The following is a 17,851-nucleotide window of genomic DNA, read 5'->3' on the forward strand; positions in this document are numbered from 1 at the left end:
AGTAAGTATACCGAACAATATACTTTCTCACCAGCAGTATACAGGGTAACTTGGCTTGGTGATAAAAAAAGGTGGTCCAGAGGACCACCCACCACCTTAGAATCCGTTATTTTCGATCACTTGTTTGAACCAGTGCCCACTCTGTTTAACGGATCTTTTGCCTTCGTTCTGAAGGTCGACAGATACGAAGCCATAACGATTTTTATAAGCGTTCGTCCAGGACCAGTTGTCCATAAATGTCCATAAGTGATAGCCTTTCACATTGGAGCCTTCTGAGATGGCCCGTTGGACCCATTTGAGATGCTCACGGATAAAATCAATGCGATAGTCATCATGGATCATGCCGTTCTCATCCCTGAATTTTTCCTCGCCTTGAACACCCATTCCATTTTCTGAAATGAAGCATTCAATGTTTCCGTAATTTTCTCTGACATTGGTCAGAATGTCGTAAATGCCCTTCTCATAAATCTCCCAGCCTCGCATCTCATTCATCTTACGACCAGGCATGGCGTAATAATCGAAGAATCGTTCCGGCACAAAAGGTGCATCTGGATTCGGCAGACTTTCGCGAGCCTTGACTCTGCGCGGCTGATAATAGTTAATCCCCAGCAGGTCCACAGTGCCCTGACGTATAATCTCCCGATCTCCGTCTTCCATGGTTGGAACGAATCCCTCTTGGCGTAACAACTCCACGAGCAAAGGATTAAATTCTCCCGTCACAGATGGGTCTAAAAAGGAACGGTTAAAGAACGCATCGCATATTTCAGCAGCCTGCACGTCTGCCGGGTGCTGACTACGCGGATAAGTTGGCGTGAGGTTCAAAATAATACCAATTTCCCCCTTATAGCCTCCCTCTCTGTATGCCTTAATGGCACTCGCGCTCGATAACAGGGTATGATATCCCACCTGTACAGCTTTCCCGAAATCCACCTCATTTGGATAGTGAAAATCGTACAGATAGCCGCCTTCCACCGGGACAATCGGCTCGTTATGTGTAAACCATTTGGCTACACGATCTCCGAATAGTTCAAAACAAGTGTTAGTGTAATCCACGTAAGCTTCGACCGTCTCCCGGTTTACCCAGCCTCCTTTTTCCTGTAAAGCCATCGGCAAATCAAAATGATACAGATTCACAAACGGCTCAATCCCTGCCTGATTCAACTCTGCAATGACGTCATTATAGAATTGAACCGCCTTCTGGTTCAATTCACCTCTTCCTGCCGGAAACAGGCGTGACCAGGAAATGGAGAACCGGAAGGAGTTATGACCAAGCTCTTTCATGAGTGCAATATCTTCTTTGTAACGAGTATAGAAGCGGGATGTATCGCCAGGTCCCACCCCGTCATAAAAACGGTTTGGCTCCTGCTCAAACCAATAATCCCAGATGTTCGGTCCTTTGCCGTCTCCCTCCACGGTTCCTTCTGTCTGGGTAGCTGAGGCTGATGAGCCCCACCAGAAGTCGGATGGAAAACGGTATTGAATGGCTTGCTGCTCGATATCTTTCATTTCGGTATGATTCACAGCTCTACTCCTCTCTCTTTTCCAATGAACAAACCGCTAACCCAGCAGCTCATTCACTTTACATTCCAACAGTTTGATCCTTACCTGCAATGGCTGCTTGGTTAAGCTCCTCTTCCTGCTCTCTACGGACGTTCATCCGATCAATAAATTTCAGGAATGGGAACCAAATGACAAAAACGACAGCCATATTAAACAACTGCAGTACGCCTCCCATTAGAGATCCCGTAGCCATCATTCCACTAAAGAACAACGGCATCGTCCAAGGAACCTGTATTCCGTTAGGCGGCGGTACAAGCCCGGTGGACATCGCGAAGTAAGTAATCAGCGTAACGATCATTGGAGCAATGACCCATGGGACAAAAATAAGCGGATTCATCACAACCGGCAAACCGAAAATGACGGGTTCATTGACATTGAATAGACCTGGTCCAATGGCCAACTTACTGACCTGCTTCAATTGCTTGCTCTTTAGAAAGATCAGAATCGTGAGCACGACTGCCAGTGTCATACCTGTACCACCGATACCTACGGTATAAATATCCACAAACTGCTTGGTGATAATATGCGGCAGTTCTGCTCCTTTGGAGTACGCTTCGTAGTTTTCAAGTGCCAGCGTATTCCAGATCGGTTCCATGACTGAGTTGATAATAATCTGACCATGAAGCCCAAAGAACCATAAAAGCTGAACAAAGAAAATAGCAATTAATGTAGGTATAATACCACTGCCCAAATGCACCAGAGGTGCCTGTACAGCATGATAAATCAGATCATGCAGGTTATTATGAAGAGTCAGTGTAACTACAATATTAACGATCAAAAATATGCCCAATGTGATACACGCCGGAAGCAAAGCGGCAAACGATTTGGCAACAGCTGGCGGAACGCCTGGAGGCATTTTGATAACAATGTTCCGCTGTGTCACTCTTCGGTAAATTTCAGCAGCTATAAAAGCTACGATCATGCCAAGGAACATGCCTTTGGCCCCAATCCGATCCAAAGGAATGACACCAGCAATCGTGGCACCGTTTTCTTGTGTCAGCACAAACGGGGTGAGCATCAAGAAGCTGACCAACGCGATCATGCCGCCGAATATGGGCTCGACCTTATAACTTCGGGATAAATAATAGCCGATCCCAACAACCACGAATAAGGTCATGATGTTCAGGGTGGCACTCGGCGCAATGTTCAGCAGACTGTTAAAAGTCGCATAATTACCGTCGCCCATCCAACCTTTTAGAAACGGCAGATTGATAATAACGACAATGATGGAGCCAAAAACTGTTAATGGAAATGACAACATAAATGCATCACGCAGTACAGTAAGATAGCGGTTGTTGTTCAGTTTACCGGCAATAGGTATCAGTATCCGGCTTAATTTTTCAAACAAAGCCTATTCCTCCCCGCGAAGTGACTTGCATCCATAGGGTTGCAAGCATTTCATGTCCCAAAATTCACAATTTTACAGGTCCTGCTATAAACTTCTGGATTTGAACAGCTCCAGCAGTTCCTTAACCAGATCCTTCATGGTAACCGTGGACATCAGATGATCCTCGGCATGCATCAGAAGGAGCGAGAAGGGAGTTTGAGTACCTCCCGCTTCCTTCTTAACCATTTGAAAATGGATATCATGTGCAGCACGTAAATCTTGCTTGGCTTCTTTGAGCAGTTCGTCCGCGCCTTCTACATTTTCATTTCGGTATTCAGTCAGTGCTTGAATTACTTTACTGCGAGCGCTTCCACTATGAAGAATAAGTTGGAAACTAATTTGCTCTTCCGTCAATTCAGCTATATTAACTTTATCCATTTTTGCGTTCCACCAGCTTCATGGCTTGTTCGTAGGCTTTCTTACCGTCAACCATTCCGTAGGCCATCATGTCGATCACTTCTACATGAATCCCATATGGAGCTGCTTCCTTTTCCAGTTGTCCTTTAAGAAAACTCATTTGCGGGCCAATCAATACCGCGTCAGCCTTAGCCATATCCTCTGCCGCCTGATCTTGACCTACTGCCCAAATTTCAGCCTCATCTCCAATGGATTTAGCATATTCCTGCATCTTGGTAACCAGCAAACTTGTAGACATACCTGAGCTGCACGCCAGTAAAATTTTCTTCATGATTATTCCTCCCCTTCAAGGTCTTATTGGATATTAAGTAATAGAAAACGTTTACAGCGTAATTATAAATCCATACTTTTGATTTGTCTATACATTTAATTTATATGTATAGGCTTTTTTAAAAAAATGACACTTTTTCTTCTTTTTTTCTTGAACATGAGCGTGATCTGTTATCTTTAATCTCTCAATACTAATCATTTTCACTATGAAGGTTATGCCTGATGATATGTTATGGAATTCTAAAAAATGTTAACATGAACTTAACGGTGCGAGAGCCGAGCCCCCCGTACCCAAAAGAATAGCTGAGGTGAGTAGAGATGAGTAGAGATGAGAAGAGTCAAAGTAAAACCAAGCAAGAGTTGGACCGGATCGTGTTCATCGGTCGCACGTTTGAAGAGTACGTACAAATGTTCAATTTGCACATTTCTGAACTTGTAGGTAAAAAAATTTTGGACTGTCCTGCAGGCGCATGTTCGTTCACCGCTCTGGGCTGCAAAGCCTCGCTGAACGTCACCGCAAGCGATATCGCCTACGATCACAAGGTTGACGATCTACAACGAAAAGGTCAACTGGATATTACCCATGCAATGGAAACACTAGAACGTGCAAAAGATAATTATGTTTGGAGCTATTATGGAGATGTGCAAGAGCTTAGCGAGCAGCGCCGTCAAGCACTCCAGGATTGCACACAGGATATGAGGAAGCATCCAGAACGCTACGTTTCTGCGATGCTTCCGGAGCTTCCCTTTGGGGATGAACAGTTTAACATCGTGCTGTCCGCCCATTTTCTGTTTATGTATAGTGATCGACTTGACTATGAGTTTCATAAAAATACGATACACGAGCTACTACGAGTGGCCTCAGAGGAAGTCCGTATTTTTCCACTGACCGATTTAACGGATACTCGTTACGAACTGCTAGATCGATTGATTCTTGAGCTGGAAGCGGAAGGCTTACGAGTGACGGAGGTCAAAGTCCCGTACGAGTTTATGCGTAACGGCAACTCGCTGTTGCGTATCCGAAAGATATAGGACAGCTTTAGAGCTTTCACACTGAAAATTAGAAAAATTTAGAATACCAAGAAACATTCCTATATTTTTTTCGTCTATATTATGGAAGACCTTACGTATGAGGGCAGAATTTTCGAAAGCCTGAAGTTAAAATCAACTCACAAAGGAGCTTATGCATGTTAAAAAAGTTAGGATTAGCTGCATTAATTCTGGTGACTAGCCTCTCCATTACGGGAACAGGCTGGGCCGCATCCAGTGCAACAACCATTGAGGTTTCCAAAAGTCCACTGGATTACAACATTGCTCGCCCGCTCAGCGATGGTGCTTTTCATGATGGCTTATTGGCTGCCGAAACATCTGCTGGAAGCCTTGTGTATTACAATACCAAAGGAGCAAAAGCTTTCTCTCTTCCTGCCGAGATCAAGCCTGTTGGTGAGGATTTTCATGAGCAGCGCGCTGTAGTTAAAAATACAAAAACCAATCTCTATGGATACATTAATACCAAAGGAACACTGGTTATTCCTTGCCAATATGCCGAAGCTCATTCGTTTAGCGAAGGCAAAGCCAAGGTCACCATAGCGGACACCAAAGAAAATGCCATTATAGATCGAACAGGAAAAATCCTTTCTCATTTTAAAATAGATGGGGATTCGGAATATGTACTTACAGACGGCCTGGCTCTTGCCTATGCCCCTAACACTGGGAAGATTGGTTTTGTGAATACTTCCGGTCAAGTAGCAATTCCTTATCAATACAAATACAGCCGTAGTTTCTCGAATGGCCTTGCTATTATTCAGAATAGCAAGGGTCTGTACGGTTATATCAATACGGCAGGGAAAGAAGTCATTCCGCCTCAATATCAATCCGGTGGGGACTTCTCGGAAGGATTGGCTCCAGTCCAAAATGCCAAGGGTAAATGGGGATTCATCAATAAACAGGGGAAAGTCGTGATTCCCTTTAAATTTATGGATGCACAGGATTTTAGTGAAGGCTTAGCCAGTGTGAAAAATGCGAAAAATGAGGTTGGATTTATTGATAAAACTGGAGCATTGGTCATTAAATATCAACAAAAATATGATGTTGCATCTCCATTCAAGGAAGGCATTGCTTTAGTCGGTAAACAAACAAACTCATCTGTCTCAGACGGAAAATTCGGTTACATCAATCGCCAAGGCCAATTGCTAACTAAACTTGAATACAGATCTGAATCTTCTTCCTTCTCTAATGGCTATGCAGTTGCTTTTATCAAACCAGGCAAAGCCTTCATTGTATCTAAGCATTCTGTTTCAAAATAAAAAAAGACCCTGGAAGCAGATCCACACCATCTGCCTCCAGGGTCTTTTAGATTGCCAATATTTTAAATCCTCTTAGTCGTGTGTGTAGAATTTCACTCCAGGCAGATCAGCTGCCACCCAAGAATAATTAATAGTATTGCTGTTGTAATTTTTGGTCCCCGCCTGAGCAATCTGTACTTCCTTCAAGATCGTGATGGATGAACCCTTCGGTCTGACGACCACGACATGACCATGCCCATCTGCTTTTTTGATCCCGATCGTAGGATACCCGAGATTTGCTCTATTTTGAGCATCCTGAAAGGTTACAGAGGACCAGCCCGGTGCCTTTTTGTTCAGTAAATCATCAGCCATTTGGTTGGCTAAGCCACTCGGCAAGGGTGCCGACATCGCAGACATGACATCTTGCGCGAAAATATTGCATTTCGTTCCACCTACCGGTGAATACTTTTTGTTCGTTTCCACCTTAAAACCGTCGATTACAGATGCGTATGTGCTTGCACTTCTAGCCATTGAAAATTCCCCCTGATTATAAGTTGTAGAGGAAATGACGGAGTCGCTTGAACATCTGAATGGCTTCACATTCAATTGATGTTGGCTTCGATTCCCTCTCAACTATTAGGGTGATTTTCGGCTTACTTTAACAACGCAATATCACAGAAAATAAACTATATTTTTATAATGTATACCCCTTATTGTTTAATCAGCGCTTAGCTGAAGGCTTTCATCACTGATTAAGGTTGGAACGATAAGCTCAGGAGTAGTCGCTGGCTTAGCCTGTGTAAAATAGTCTGTAATCCCTACCATTAAAGCAATGCCGATAAACAGCACAATCCATTTATGATTCTTTTTCATCATCTGTGCCTCTCATTCTTCACTGCGTCCATTCAGCCACTTGAACCAGTGGAGCAAATGTCTGAATCGGTATTCGTGCTGGGAAGCGTACGTCCATACCTCCGGCTCTTCACCCGGTTCCCTCCAGACGAGCATGGAAAAGTGACCTTCTTTCTCGCTTGCAACCGATAGCAGCGAAAGACGATCATCCCCAAATCGGTAAGGTGCCGATTCCACCCAGTAATTTCGCATATCGCTGATCCAGCTGCGAAACTGCTCAGTAGCTGCGATCCGTAGCACTTCATTAGGAAGAAGCAAGTGCTCATGGATGTCCTTCCAATCCCCGGCATATTGGTACCGCGCTGCTAACATTGGACTGAGTGGTCTGGACTTGCCTAGAGCCAACGTTGGCATACTGGTGACGGGAACGACTGGTCCAATACGCTGGATAGCACAAGCACGGGCTTCCTCCTCACTCATTCCGTAGGACATAGCCTCTACGAGAAAATCGTTCCGTCTTACACCAAATTGATGTCGGTAGTGTGACATTTCAACCTGTAGCTCTAGTGCCATACCTTGTAACGTATCTGTTCCAATCATTCCCCAAACACCTCTCATTTTAAAATATAGTCGTGCAATTCTCGTTGCGCTCGATACGTAGCCCAATTGAATTCTGGCCAATCTGATTCTTCTCTCGTCATGCTCGTAAAGCGGGCTTGTAAAAACTCATCCAGCGTTCCATGTTCCTTGCGGCTAAAATCAATCAGCAGCGGAATCGCATCTGCTGATAGCTCACTCAAATATTCCTTGTCTATCACCGATGTTGTGCGATACCGTTCCAGATTATTTTCAGCTATCCGTACATCCATGCCCACATAATTAACGACAACATAGGCGATCAGAGCGAGTACAATATAATATTTTGCCAGCGGAAGCTGACGGACATGAATACGCACGGCTGCAATGAGCAGCAACAAGCCTAGAAAAATCATAAACGCGTGTACCAGATAGCGGGTATACGTATAGCCGTATGCTTCTTCGTACATGACCAGTCGGGTATATCCTGAGTACAGCATCACACCCGAACAACCTACGAGTAGGTACAGCAGGCCGCTGTTCAATGTTTGTGCTATCCCTGAGCCAAATTCAGTCCACTTCAATACACTGATCATCAGCACAAAGTTGATACCTGTGACCATTACCAGCTCTCCGAACCCTCTTCTCGCATATTCGGCATACGAGGTTCCTTCTGGCAAAGCACCCTCCCATGCGCCAAACAGATATCCAAACTGCAGCACGACGAACACAACATACACCAGGTTCATAGCAATCAGCACTGTAGCCGTAATGACAGGATCAAACTTGATCGCGACTGGCTCGTGGTAAGGTACTGTGGATGATGGCTGAACCTCTCTCTCCGTTTTCCGCGGAGCAGGCTGTACGAATCCCCACAAGTAACAGAAGAAGCAGAAGGTGAAAAAGCAGGCCCAGATTAGCCGCAGCATGCCACTTCCAAAGGACAGCGTACCGATCCACTCAGGTATGCCGGATAACAAATTTCTGAACATCCCATCTGCCGAAGCCAGTAAAGATATGATGATGAACAGCAGGGGCAAGGCGATAAGCAAACCGATCGTCACTTTACCTAACACACGTTTACGCTCGTCTTTTACATTCCGAAAGGCTGCCGTTTTGGCCATCCGAAACGGAGTCACGATATGACGAAAGTTTTGATAAAACCAATGGCTTAGCGCCTGACCGATAATCCCCGGTTCTGACCATCCATGCCTGTTCTCCCCAAACAGCAGCACCATATGTATGCTAATCAGAGCAGGTATAGCCAGGGCATTTAGCACATAAAAGACCAGGTTATTGAACAGCACATATGTCAATGCCAGCATGAAAATGATCACAAATAGCAAAAAATTTATCCATGAACTTGGCTGGAAACGATCTCGATTAAAGGCATACATATAAGCATAAAATACAGCAACAAAAATAGGCATAGACACGCCCAGCCCATGTCCGTAGAACAGATATTGATGAACCAGTGCCAACACAATGGCGCCAGCAAAGGCGGACAACAACGACGGTTTTGGCAAAGACGTTCCACTCAACTTGTCATGCATGGTAAATACCTCCACAACTATGCTTTATAACCCTTATTGTAGATGATAAAATAAGAAGATAAAGAGAAATTAATCGAAATAAAATTTCCTATTTTATAAAAGCGGGTGCGCTTTTAATCAAGCATAGGGGAAACGGAGCATGCCTGAATGAAACTTCACGCCCAATTTTTACAACTTCACTCACATGCAGCTGACGACAGAGACGAGAACCATACGATAGAGACTACGCTGGATGAGTTGGCGGCTATTTTTGACTGCACCCACCGCAATGCCTTAATGATCGTTCAGAAAATGGAGCAGCACGACTGGATCCAGTGGACTCCCCGCCGAGGCAGAGGCCGCCGTTCCAGTCTGCGCTTCCTCATTCAGCCGGAAGACATTGCCGTGCAATCCATGATGCAAGCCATAGACCGCCATGATATCAAACGCGCGCTGGATGAAATTCGAGTTCACTCGCGGTCCTCCACCATGCAGGAGCATTTACAAGGCTGGCTGCTGAATTATTTCGGGCATCATGCGGAGGTTCGTAGTGATCAGCAGCAGATCGACACGCTGCGTCTGCCTATCCGTCAACAGCTCTATACGCTGGACCCGTTGTATTTGAACTGGCTTGCCGAGTCCTTCGTATCCAGCCATGTCTTTGACGGGCTGGCCCGCCGGGCGAACGAGAGCGGTGAAATTTTGCCGGGACTGTCCCATGCTTGGGAGGTGGATATCACTCGTACGCAGTGGACCTTTTTCCTGCGTAAAGAAGTGCTGTTTCATAACGGCAAAATACTGACCGCAGAAGACGTCGTCTATACCTTTGAGCGATTGAGTCGAGCGCCGGGAAGGAGACTGTACCATTTTATTGTGCGGCAAATTCAGCACGTTCAGGCGTTAAGTCCGACAATGGTACGTTTCATACTAAAGGAGCCGAACGAGCTATTTCTATCCTTCCTGTGTACCAGCCGGGCTGCGATTGTGCCGCGTGAACTTAATCAGGTGGGTGAAGCCGCCTTTGGCGTCCGTCCTATCGGTACGGGGGCTTTCAAGGTCACGGAAATGAACGAAAGCCTGTGTATACTGGAGGCTTTTGCTCCTTATTTTCAAGGCCGTGCTCATCTAGATCGGGTAGAAATCGTCCAACTCCCGTGGGCGACTAAGCTGGAATCGTCGGAAATGGAGGATACCGCTTCTTCTTTTCACATTATCCATAATCCTATACTGGCAAGAGACACAGATACCGCATGGAGTCAGATTCACTCGGCGGCTTCGGTACGCAAGTTTATCACATGTAACACATACAAGGATGGACCACTGCGCAACCCGGAAATACGTGCTCGCATTGTAGCATGTCTGGATCCTCGCCCCCTTCCTTCAGCAGGGGATTCATCTAACGCCAACGACGCATTCGAACCACTGGCGACGCTGCAAATTGCCACCATTCCCGAGTATAGAGCAGATGCGGAACGGGTTGCGGCCCAGCTCAAATCCTGTGGATATACCTGTAGCATCGTGGCCGCACCCATGAATGAATTCAAAAGCTCATCTATTCGGATGGAATCAGACTTGATCATCTTCTCTCTGTTTCGGGATCGTGATGAGCAACTGCGCCTGTTTGATCTGTATCTCAATGTATCCGGGCATGTGGAGCCGCACAGCCGTGTGGATATCGAAAGACTGCTGCGCGAAATTGCACGGGAAGCCGATCATACCGTGAGGGCACAGCAATTTGAGCATATCGAAACTCGGCTCATGGATGAGCACCAATTGCATATTTTATATGAAAAGCCCGTTCAGACGGCCTATCTTCCTTCTGTGCGCGGCGTATCTTTTAACAGCCAAGGCTGGGTCGATTTGCGTCATGTCTGGTTTCCACCTGCCCAACCTCCGACTCCGCATTCTTAACGGCAACAGTCCCCTTCAGATGCGTGTCCACATCAAAAAAGGTATCCTCTTTTTCATAAGAGAATACCTTTTTTAACGTTATCTAGACCTTCTAACCCAATGTTTCAGAGGATGACAATGCCCATCCCCCCAAACCATGACTTTGGACATCGCTAGGGTCCTCCGTAGGAGGGGCAACGGGCGGAAAATTCAATAGGATAAAAACATTAAATGCGAGCAGAGAAAAAACGATCTTTTTTATCATGGATGTACTCTACCTCTCCAAGTAAGTTTCTATACTCCTCTTTGTCCTCAGAAGTGGCAGTATGCCGATACTTTTCAAATAGTCCTACACATTTGATGGTGACAGGATTACCATTGAGCACGACGGAATAGGAAAGGCTTTCGAGTAAGAATTTCATACCCTTGGAATACCGATGTTTGTTGAGATCATAACAAGCCATCTCAGCCAAAAATCGTGCATAAAGATCTGCTGACATTTGCTCTGTATAAGTGCCTACGTTGGTATGCTGATCTGCAAATGCCTCAATTTGTTTCTCAAAGTGTTGCAGTACATGATCTACATTAAAATCATAACGGTTGGCTGCTACCATTATTTTATGTAACCCGACCAGAATTTCACCCTCATTTTTTTCCAAATAATCTACGTACTGCGGAATCACATCCAGACTGCCAGACATCAACTGATACAAATACCTATTGGCCTCAGCCCAGTTGCTACAAAGAGCCTTCAAATGCCGGGCTTCTTCTGTATCCTCTTGCACCCAGCTCAAATCAGAATATAGAGATACATATTCCAGCGCCTTCTGGTAATCCCCGCGCTCATCCCACACCCCGGCACGCAGCACGTAAGAATATACGATATACATAAACAAAGGACCCCTAGGTTCCTTGCCACGCTCTGATTTTTTGGTGTTTCCGTATTTTTGCTCGTATTGTACTTTGGCTTTTTGAGCCATTTTTTCAGCAAACCATTCTACTTTATCCCAACGCCGCAAGGAGGCATACGTATTAGCCAAGTCTCTTAGGGCATCCAATTGGTCTGCCTCACCCAACCGCTCCACAAAGCTTTCAAAATGTGTGGCTGCCCATAAATTTTCATCCTGGTCATCGCCAATGGCAATCGTAAATAAACGGTATTGGCAAAGCGCCAACCGCTCCGAATGTTGATACTTCTCGCTTTCCGCCACATTTTTATAAATAATGGCTGCCGCCTCGAACCTGCCTTCGCTGAATAATTCCTCCGCTGTCTCAAACAAAGCCGGGGCGTATATGAGATAATCCATCATAAACTCCACGACTTGCTTAATACAATCCAGTTTGTTCAGCTCTGCACAGCGATGCAAAAAGGGACGAACCCTTCGCCAATTCGGCGCCGTATTCCGTATAAATTCATCAATGTAGAGCTCATAGAGGCTCCCCTCTTCAAGCCCCATGCCCGCAGCAATTCGGTCCAGCAGCAGCATGGCAATCGGCCGGTTGCCGTTAATAATGGCACTGATCGTACCTGCATTAATACCTGTGTTCTCCCCAAACTTACTAATCGTAATTCCTTCTCGTCTGATATACTGCTCCAGCTCTGCGCGAATAGTGGTTGTTTCCTTCAATTCAGGCACCCCCAGGGATAACTTGCATGTTTTCAATTCAAAAAAAGAAAATTCCCGTGAATATTGCCTTAATTATACAAAAGAAAGCCTACTTAGCCAACCGCCCAAGTACATTTATATCAAAAAATTCAATAATTCTCCGAATTATCGTATACTACAGGAGGTAAGCTGAACGGCTACAACCAATCGGTCGCAGGAAAGGATACAACAAATGGATAATACCACCACAACAGAACAACAAATTGCACAATGGATGGTCGCGCAGATCCGTGAAGTGGGCACTCTAAAACAAGAAGATGCCATTGCATATGTACGCTCTGAATACGGAGAGCAGTATGTGTTTATAAGCGAGCATGGTCATGTATCTTTGGAAAAAGAAGTAAAAAAGGCATTTCGCAAGCTACATGGCGGCCGAATTGCCTGGGATCGTGATGCATTTCTCTGGGCCTGGACTTAACAAGCAAAAGCATCTGCAATAGGCAGATGTTTTTTGATGATTTAACCATATATCCTCTGGAGTCGGCTAATTTCCTCCTTCACAAACTGTCGGAGTGTTGCAGGCTCCACGATTTCACCCCGGCCGACCCATTCCATAGCATCGCGGCAGGCCGCTTCGTAGCTATACATGTTGACAGTCAAAATGAAGTGACTGCCTTCCTGTACAGACTGGATAATTTCCATTCTTTTCGATAGAATTCCAGCTTGCTTCCTAGTTGTCCGGATCAGAACAGGATAGTATTCTTTTTCTCTACAAAGCTGCATAAAAGCGCTTTCTTGACTTGTCCAATAATATTCCAGTGAAAAATCCTCAGGAACCTCAAAGACTTCAGCAGACGGCTGAACCTCCATAATTCGCTCACACTTAAAGGTCCGAATCTCCTGCCCGACTTCACAAAAGGCAATCAGATACCAATCTCCTTTTTTCACCACAAGCCCATAGGGATGTACATGGCGAGAAGTGCAAGAGCCGTCAGGCTTCTCATATTGAATTGTTACTTTATAAGACCTCCACACTGCGGCCCTCACGGCTTCCAGGCAAGGAATCCCGACACGTTCCGTCCACCACGGTGTATCATCAAAATAAAACCGCGCTTTGGCTTTTTGAATATCAGACTGATAGGGGTCCGGCATCGTCTGTTCCAGTTTGAGCAGCGTATTTTTCAACCTCAAACCCGATTCCGTGGACCCGCCTGTATAAATGCCCATCCCCGTTAAATACAACTGAATGACGTCCCCGCCATTCAAGTTTTTCAGGTTCGCCGTATAACCCTCCATTAAATAAATTCCGCCCTTCGGACCGGATGCGGTAACAATCGGAACTCCAGCTTCAGCCAGCAGGTCGATATCTCTGTAAATGGAGCGTACAGAGGTTTCCAGTGCCAACGCCAATTCCTTGGCCTTCATTCTCCCTCTAGATTCGATACATAATAAAATCGCGATTAAACGATGCAGTCTCACAATCATACCTCCACAATAGATGGTTAACCTGAAATGAAAAGTTGATGCAAAGATTGTTGACACCCTGTTGGCAGTATTAGGTGTGTAGCATAGAAGTAGAGGGGTGTAACGGATGATGAATATTGGAATTTTAGGGACGGGATTCGGCGCGTATCATGCCTCATTGTTAAACAACCATCCCACGGTAAATAGACTCATTGTATTTGGAAGGAACGAAACCAAGCTGCAAAAATTGAAAGAGGAGCTAAACGTAGCGGAATGTCTGATTCCATTGGAGTCGGCCGTAGCAAGCACTGGAAATGGACATTGAGATCAAAAATAGGTTAGAGCAGACTCGGCGTTAGCCGGTATGTAGCTGGTATCTACGGAAGTCAGCTTCCTATAAGGAAGCTGTATCCGCAGGCAGGGACACTTCGTCCGCGTAGTTCGTTGCCATAATCTTGGCTACCCCGGCCGGATCAGTCGTCTGACCCAACGCCCACATCATTTTCGTCACCAGCGCTTCTGTTGTCATGTCATACCCTGGAATAACACCCTTTTCCAGTACCTTCTGTCCGACCTCATAAATCGTCAGATCCCCGCCCTCATAAGGACATTGAGTGGTGACGACAATACTCATACCATCCTTCATCAGCTCTTCGATTTTACTAATCAGGCTTCTTTCTTTAAAAGGCACGCCCCCCATGCCAAAGCCCTCAATGACGATACCTTTATAGCCCAAGCTCTGAATAGCATCGAAAATCGCCGGATTCGTGCCCGGAATCAGCCTGAGCAGAAATACCTCAGAAGCATACCTGTCATTGTAGGGGTGAAGAACAGCACCACGATTTGCAAATACGCCCTCCGTATAGACCACCTTGCCGTTCTCCACGAGGCCGATGTACGGATAGTTAATACTCTCAAAAGCGTTATAGCTGCGTGTTCTGATTTTCGAGCTGCGGCTGCCGTTGATAATTTTGCCATTAAACACGACAAAAACCCCTGCCACCTCGCCACATGCGGTCAGGAATGAGTCGATTACATTTTTTTTGGAATCACTGTGCTCCGCCAAAATAGAAACCTGCGAACCTGTCACAACGACGGGTTTGTCTACAGTGCCCAACATGAAGCTCAGGGCTGAAGCCGTGTAAGCCATCGTATCCGTGCCATGGGCGATAACAATACCGTCGTATTGATCGAGCGAACGATGTACCATCCGAGCGATGGAGGCCCAATCCTCTGGTTGTGTATTGGTGCTATCAATGCTCATCAGATTGCAGGCATCAATCTCGCAAATTTCCTGAAGCTCCGGAATTTCAGCCAAAATATTTTCAGCCGATTGGGTCGGAGTCAGGCCGTTTTCCTGATAAGAAGAGGAGATTGTTCCTCCGGTATTAATGAACAGAACCTTTTTCATATGCCAATGTTCCTTCCCGATTACAACTTCACTTTATTGTTCTTAGAATTTATCATGAATAAGGGTGATTAGCTACTTTGCTAAAGAAAAGAATTTTGAAAGTAAGGCTAAAAAAGCACGACAGACAAGCGCCGGCTTTCCCATCTCCCGCAACTTGTCTAGCGTGCTTTTTACGATAGCTGCAATGAATCTACAGCACTGTACATACCTTTAACCCGTTCACGTACTTTTATGACAATGCTGGTTGCTCCTGTAACGTTCTTTGCCCCAAAGCTTTGCCCAGGAATTGCCGTGTCCGTTCTTCCTTCGGATGATTGAAAAACTGCTCCACCGGCCCCTGTTCTACGATCGTACCATGCTCCATCAGCACGACCCGGTCGGCTACATCCCTCGCAAAACCAAGCTCATGCGTGACAATAATCATCGTATTGCCTTCACTCGCCACCTTTTGAATCACGGACAGCACTTCATCCACCAGCTCAGGATCAAGCGAGGATGTCGGCTCATCGAACAACAATACCTGTGGATTCAGCGCTAAAGCCCGGGCAATCGCCACACGCTGCTGCTGTCCGCCCGAAAGCTGGGCAGGATAATAGGTCATACGATCCTTTAACCCGACCTTTTCCAAAATGCCTTCACTGATCTCCCTCGCCTGCTTGCGATCCATCTTTTTCACGCTAGTCAGACCAATCATCACATTATGGAGTGCGTTCAAATTTTTAAACAGCTGATATTGCTGAAATACCATTGCCGTTGCCATCCGCAGTCCGAGAATGTCCTTTTTTCCAGCCTTGGCCGCGTCTACCTTCAGACCGTCAATTTCAATGATCCCGCTAGTCGGCTGTTCCAGAAAATTAATGCTGCGCAGCAGTGTGGACTTCCCCGATCCGCTTGGCCCCAGGATGACTACAACTTCTCCCTTGCCTACCGTCAGGTCTATGCCCTTTAACACATGATGCTGCCCAAAATGCTTATGAATTTGATGAAGTTGAATCATGCCCTTACTCACTTCTTTCGTATATTCGAATACGCTTTTCCAGCACAACAAGCCCGCGCTCAATAATGATGCACACCAGCCAGTAGATCAAAGACACCGCAACATAGACCTCGAAAAAAGCTAACGCTCGCGCGCCCATAATTTTAGCCTGTCCCATCATATCGACGACACCAATCATAAAAATAAAGGACGTATCCTTCACTGTGCTGATCAGCGTGTTTCCCAAATTGGGCAAAGCCACCGTTAGCGCCTGCGGCAATACAATTTTGAGCATAATCTGTGTTTGGCTCATGCCGATCGAATTGGCAGCCTCAAATTGTCCACGATCGACCGAATGAATCGCTGACCGGAACGTTTCCGACAAATATCCTCCCAGGTTCAACGAAAATGAAAGCAACGCAAACAGCTCGGGCGGAATGACGTAGACATTGAATTGCTGTAAAAATCCATACTCACTCTGAAAATAATACAAAAACTTCGGTATTCCGTAATATACGAGAAACAACTGCACAATGAGCGGTGTTCCCCGGATATACGAGACATACAACGTAGACAATGGTGCCAAGACAGGCACCTTATATATCCGGATTAAGGCCGTAGCTAATCCAATGATCGCACCCAGCAGCATGGAGACAAATGCAATCCATAATGTAACGGGGAGATACTCCACGATCTGGGGAAGGCTTTTCAGCATATAATCTAGGTCAAACAGCTTTTCCATAGGAACCCCACTTTACCCTTTACATTGTGATTATTGAGGAATGAATTCTCCACCTGTCCATTGTTCAGACAACTTTTTCAGTGTTCCGTCGGCTTTAAGCTCTTTAATAATCGGGTCGATTTTAGCTTTTAGCTCCTCACCCTGCTTATCCTTTTTGAACACCAGGTTAATGTTATCGCTTTGTACCGGCTCGCCCACAGCTTCCACCTGCAAGCCTTCCTTCTTGATCGTTGCTGCCGCCATCACTGGGTCATTCACATAAGCATCCACTCGGCCATTTTGCACGTCTTGAAGGTTATCGGATGAAGTGCCTGTATCATTATATTTCAAAATAATTTTGTTCCCGTGCTTCGCATTATACTGTTCCAGCAACTGCGTATAGGAATCGCCCACCGAGGCGGCTACCTTCTTACCTTCCAAATCCTTGAGGGAGTGGATATCCGTTCTACCCTTTTTCACAATAATAACCGACTGAGCGGAGAAATAGGACTCATCCGAGAACAGATACTTCTTCTCACGTTCAGGATTTTTGGCAACTTCATCTGCGATGATCTGAACTTTATTCGCATCCAGCGCAAGGAATATTGCATCCCAGCCCGAAGGTACAAATTCAATCTTATAGCCGTCCAGCTTCTTGTCGATTTCCTTAATAACTTCCACATCGTATCCAGTCAGCTCATTTTTATCATTCGTAAAGGCAAACGGCGGGTAGTCATTTTGTGTCCCTACATAGAGTACCTTATCCCCCGATGCCGCTTCCTTCGAGGAGCATCCACTCAAGGCACCTGTTAATAACACAAGAGATAGGCCAATCGCTGCTACCCAAGCAGATTTCTTCATAAGTGACATCCCCTTTTAAAATCCAAGTAATTTACTATGATT

Annotated in this window: 18 protein-coding genes and 1 pseudogene; 5 read left to right on the top strand and 14 right to left on the bottom strand. The window is 45.7% G+C overall.

The window, feature by feature from the left end; genetic code table 11:
* Positions 1 to 96 precede the first annotated feature (96 nt).
* From FKV70_RS09070 to FKV70_RS09085, 4 genes are all read right to left on the bottom strand, one after another.
* Positions 97 to 1,506, bottom strand: a complete 1,410-nt coding sequence (locus tag FKV70_RS09070; RefSeq protein ID WP_142612742.1) for a glycoside hydrolase family 1 protein — start codon at positions 1,504 to 1,506, stop codon at positions 97 to 99.
* 73 nt (positions 1,507 to 1,579) lie between these two features.
* Entirely contained in the window at positions 1,580 to 2,908 is a 1,329-nt protein-coding gene (gene celB / locus FKV70_RS09075) for a PTS cellobiose transporter subunit IIC (RefSeq protein ID WP_064797608.1), read from the bottom strand.
* Positions 2,909 to 2,992: 84 nt separating this feature from the next.
* Positions 2,993 to 3,325: a PTS sugar transporter subunit IIA gene (locus FKV70_RS09080; RefSeq protein WP_058830993.1), complete on the bottom strand. Its 333-nt coding sequence runs from the start codon at positions 3,323 to 3,325 to the stop codon at positions 2,993 to 2,995.
* Positions 3,318 to 3,635, bottom strand: coding sequence for a PTS sugar transporter subunit IIB (locus FKV70_RS09085; RefSeq protein ID WP_063207371.1), 318 nt, complete (start codon positions 3,633 to 3,635; stop codon positions 3,318 to 3,320). Before FKV70_RS09085 ends, FKV70_RS09080 begins: the two co-directional genes overlap by 8 nt.
* Positions 3,636 to 3,952: 317 nt before the next feature.
* Here FKV70_RS09085 and FKV70_RS09090 point away from each other — a divergent pair, with 317 nt between their 5' ends.
* On the top strand, positions 3,953 to 4,666 hold the full coding sequence (locus tag FKV70_RS09090; protein WP_142612617.1) for an SAM-dependent methyltransferase: 714 nt from the start codon (positions 3,953 to 3,955) through the stop codon (positions 4,664 to 4,666).
* 155 nt (positions 4,667 to 4,821) lie between these two features.
* Entirely contained in the window at positions 4,822 to 5,940 is a 1,119-nt protein-coding gene (locus tag FKV70_RS09095; RefSeq protein ID WP_142612618.1) for a WG repeat-containing protein, read from the top strand.
* Between the two features lie 72 nt (positions 5,941 to 6,012).
* Here the strand turns inward: FKV70_RS09095 and FKV70_RS09100 are convergent, their stop codons facing one another.
* The 4 genes from FKV70_RS09100 to FKV70_RS09110 form a co-directional block, all read right to left on the bottom strand.
* A complete protein-coding gene (locus FKV70_RS09100) occupies positions 6,013 to 6,450 on the bottom strand; it encodes a hypothetical protein (protein WP_142612619.1) in 438 nt (145 codons plus the stop codon).
* Between the two features lie 186 nt (positions 6,451 to 6,636).
* The gene (locus FKV70_RS26100; RefSeq protein WP_167669719.1) at positions 6,637 to 6,795 is read right to left on the bottom strand and encodes a hypothetical protein; all 159 of its coding nucleotides are present in this window, start codon (positions 6,793 to 6,795) and stop codon (positions 6,637 to 6,639) included.
* Between the two features lie 9 nt (positions 6,796 to 6,804).
* Complete coding sequence (locus FKV70_RS09105; RefSeq protein ID WP_142612620.1) at positions 6,805 to 7,371, bottom strand: hypothetical protein; 567 nt, start codon at positions 7,369 to 7,371, stop codon at positions 6,805 to 6,807.
* Between the two features lie 14 nt (positions 7,372 to 7,385).
* The gene (locus FKV70_RS09110) at positions 7,386 to 8,900 is read right to left on the bottom strand and encodes a DUF4153 domain-containing protein (RefSeq protein WP_142612621.1); all 1,515 of its coding nucleotides are present in this window, start codon (positions 8,898 to 8,900) and stop codon (positions 7,386 to 7,388) included.
* A gap of 147 nt (positions 8,901 to 9,047) precedes the next feature.
* Between FKV70_RS09110 and FKV70_RS09115 the strand changes: the two genes are divergently transcribed.
* Positions 9,048 to 10,790 carry an ABC transporter substrate-binding protein gene (locus tag FKV70_RS09115; protein WP_142612622.1) on the top strand — a complete coding sequence of 581 codons (1,743 nt, stop codon included), beginning with the start codon at positions 9,048 to 9,050 and terminating at the stop codon, positions 10,788 to 10,790.
* Positions 10,791 to 10,996: 206 nt separating this feature from the next.
* Here FKV70_RS09115 and FKV70_RS09120 read toward each other — a convergent pair whose 3' ends face one another.
* The gene (locus FKV70_RS09120) at positions 10,997 to 12,397 is read right to left on the bottom strand and encodes a helix-turn-helix domain-containing protein (protein ID WP_142612623.1); all 1,401 of its coding nucleotides are present in this window, start codon (positions 12,395 to 12,397) and stop codon (positions 10,997 to 10,999) included.
* A 211-nt stretch (positions 12,398 to 12,608) separates the two neighbouring features.
* On the opposite strand from FKV70_RS09120, the gene FKV70_RS09125 reads away from it, so the two are divergent.
* Positions 12,609 to 12,854 (top strand): DUF6953 family protein, encoded by a 246-nt coding sequence (locus FKV70_RS09125; RefSeq protein WP_063207394.1) that lies wholly within the window; start codon positions 12,609 to 12,611, stop codon positions 12,852 to 12,854.
* Between the two features lie 41 nt (positions 12,855 to 12,895).
* On the opposite strand, the gene FKV70_RS09130 is transcribed toward FKV70_RS09125, so the two are convergent.
* Positions 12,896 to 13,855, bottom strand: a complete 960-nt coding sequence (locus FKV70_RS09130; RefSeq protein ID WP_142612624.1) for a helix-turn-helix transcriptional regulator — start codon at positions 13,853 to 13,855, stop codon at positions 12,896 to 12,898.
* A gap of 112 nt (positions 13,856 to 13,967) precedes the next feature.
* On the opposite strand from FKV70_RS09130, the pseudogene FKV70_RS09135 reads away from it, so the two are divergent.
* Positions 13,968 to 14,108, top strand: a pseudogene (locus FKV70_RS09135) (gfo/Idh/MocA family oxidoreductase); the annotation flags it as partial.
* A gap of 126 nt (positions 14,109 to 14,234) precedes the next feature.
* On the opposite strand, the gene FKV70_RS09140 reads toward FKV70_RS09135, so the two are convergent.
* The 4 genes from FKV70_RS09140 to FKV70_RS09155 all read right to left on the bottom strand — a co-directional run bounded on the left by FKV70_RS09140 (position 14,235) and on the right by FKV70_RS09155 (position 17,809).
* Positions 14,235 to 15,251, bottom strand: a complete 1,017-nt coding sequence (locus tag FKV70_RS09140) for an asparaginase (protein ID WP_142612625.1) — start codon at positions 15,249 to 15,251, stop codon at positions 14,235 to 14,237.
* Between the two features lie 229 nt (positions 15,252 to 15,480).
* On the bottom strand, positions 15,481 to 16,248 hold the full coding sequence (locus FKV70_RS09145) for an amino acid ABC transporter ATP-binding protein (protein WP_142612626.1): 768 nt from the start codon (positions 16,246 to 16,248) through the stop codon (positions 15,481 to 15,483).
* A 4-nt stretch (positions 16,249 to 16,252) separates the two neighbouring features.
* Positions 16,253 to 16,969, bottom strand: a complete 717-nt coding sequence (locus tag FKV70_RS09150) for an amino acid ABC transporter permease (protein ID WP_063207403.1) — start codon at positions 16,967 to 16,969, stop codon at positions 16,253 to 16,255.
* A gap of 30 nt (positions 16,970 to 16,999) precedes the next feature.
* Positions 17,000 to 17,809, bottom strand: a complete 810-nt coding sequence (locus FKV70_RS09155; RefSeq protein WP_064797599.1) for a transporter substrate-binding domain-containing protein — start codon at positions 17,807 to 17,809, stop codon at positions 17,000 to 17,002.
* Positions 17,810 to 17,851: the final 42 nt, after the last annotated feature.

Origin of the sequence: Paenibacillus ottowii (genome assembly GCF_006874425.1) — a bacterium.
Lineage (GTDB): Bacteria > Bacillota > Bacilli > Paenibacillales > Paenibacillaceae > Paenibacillus > Paenibacillus ottowii.

Excerpts from the sequence above, each read along its gene's own strand:
- FKV70_RS09070 (WP_142612742.1), bottom strand. The coding sequence starts at position 1,506 with ATGAAAGATATCGAGCAGCAAGCCATTCAATACCGTTTTCCATCCGAC.
- FKV70_RS09080 (WP_058830993.1), bottom strand. The coding sequence starts at position 3,325 with ATGGATAAAGTTAATATAGCTGAATTGACGGAAGAGCAAATTAGTTTC.
- FKV70_RS09085 (WP_063207371.1), bottom strand. The coding sequence starts at position 3,635 with ATGAAGAAAATTTTACTGGCGTGCAGCTCAGGTATGTCTACAAGTTTG.
- FKV70_RS09090 (WP_142612617.1), top strand. The coding sequence starts at position 3,953 with ATGAGTAGAGATGAGAAGAGTCAAAGTAAAACCAAGCAAGAGTTGGAC.
- FKV70_RS09095 (WP_142612618.1), top strand. The coding sequence starts at position 4,822 with ATGTTAAAAAAGTTAGGATTAGCTGCATTAATTCTGGTGACTAGCCTC.
- FKV70_RS09100 (WP_142612619.1), bottom strand. The coding sequence starts at position 6,450 with ATGGCTAGAAGTGCAAGCACATACGCATCTGTAATCGACGGTTTTAAG.
- FKV70_RS26100 (WP_167669719.1), bottom strand. The coding sequence starts at position 6,795 with ATGATGAAAAAGAATCATAAATGGATTGTGCTGTTTATCGGCATTGCT.
- FKV70_RS09105 (WP_142612620.1), bottom strand. The coding sequence starts at position 7,371 with ATGATTGGAACAGATACGTTACAAGGTATGGCACTAGAGCTACAGGTT.
- FKV70_RS09110 (WP_142612621.1), bottom strand. The coding sequence starts at position 8,900 with ATGCATGACAAGTTGAGTGGAACGTCTTTGCCAAAACCGTCGTTGTTG.
- FKV70_RS09115 (WP_142612622.1), top strand. The coding sequence starts at position 9,048 with ATGAAACTTCACGCCCAATTTTTACAACTTCACTCACATGCAGCTGAC.
- FKV70_RS09125 (WP_063207394.1), top strand. The coding sequence starts at position 12,609 with ATGGATAATACCACCACAACAGAACAACAAATTGCACAATGGATGGTC.
- FKV70_RS09140 (WP_142612625.1), bottom strand. The coding sequence starts at position 15,251 with ATGAAAAAGGTTCTGTTCATTAATACCGGAGGAACAATCTCCTCTTCT.
- FKV70_RS09145 (WP_142612626.1), bottom strand. The coding sequence starts at position 16,248 with ATGATTCAACTTCATCAAATTCATAAGCATTTTGGGCAGCATCATGTG.
- FKV70_RS09150 (WP_063207403.1), bottom strand. The coding sequence starts at position 16,969 with ATGGAAAAGCTGTTTGACCTAGATTATATGCTGAAAAGCCTTCCCCAG.
- FKV70_RS09155 (WP_064797599.1), bottom strand. The coding sequence starts at position 17,809 with ATGAAGAAATCTGCTTGGGTAGCAGCGATTGGCCTATCTCTTGTGTTA.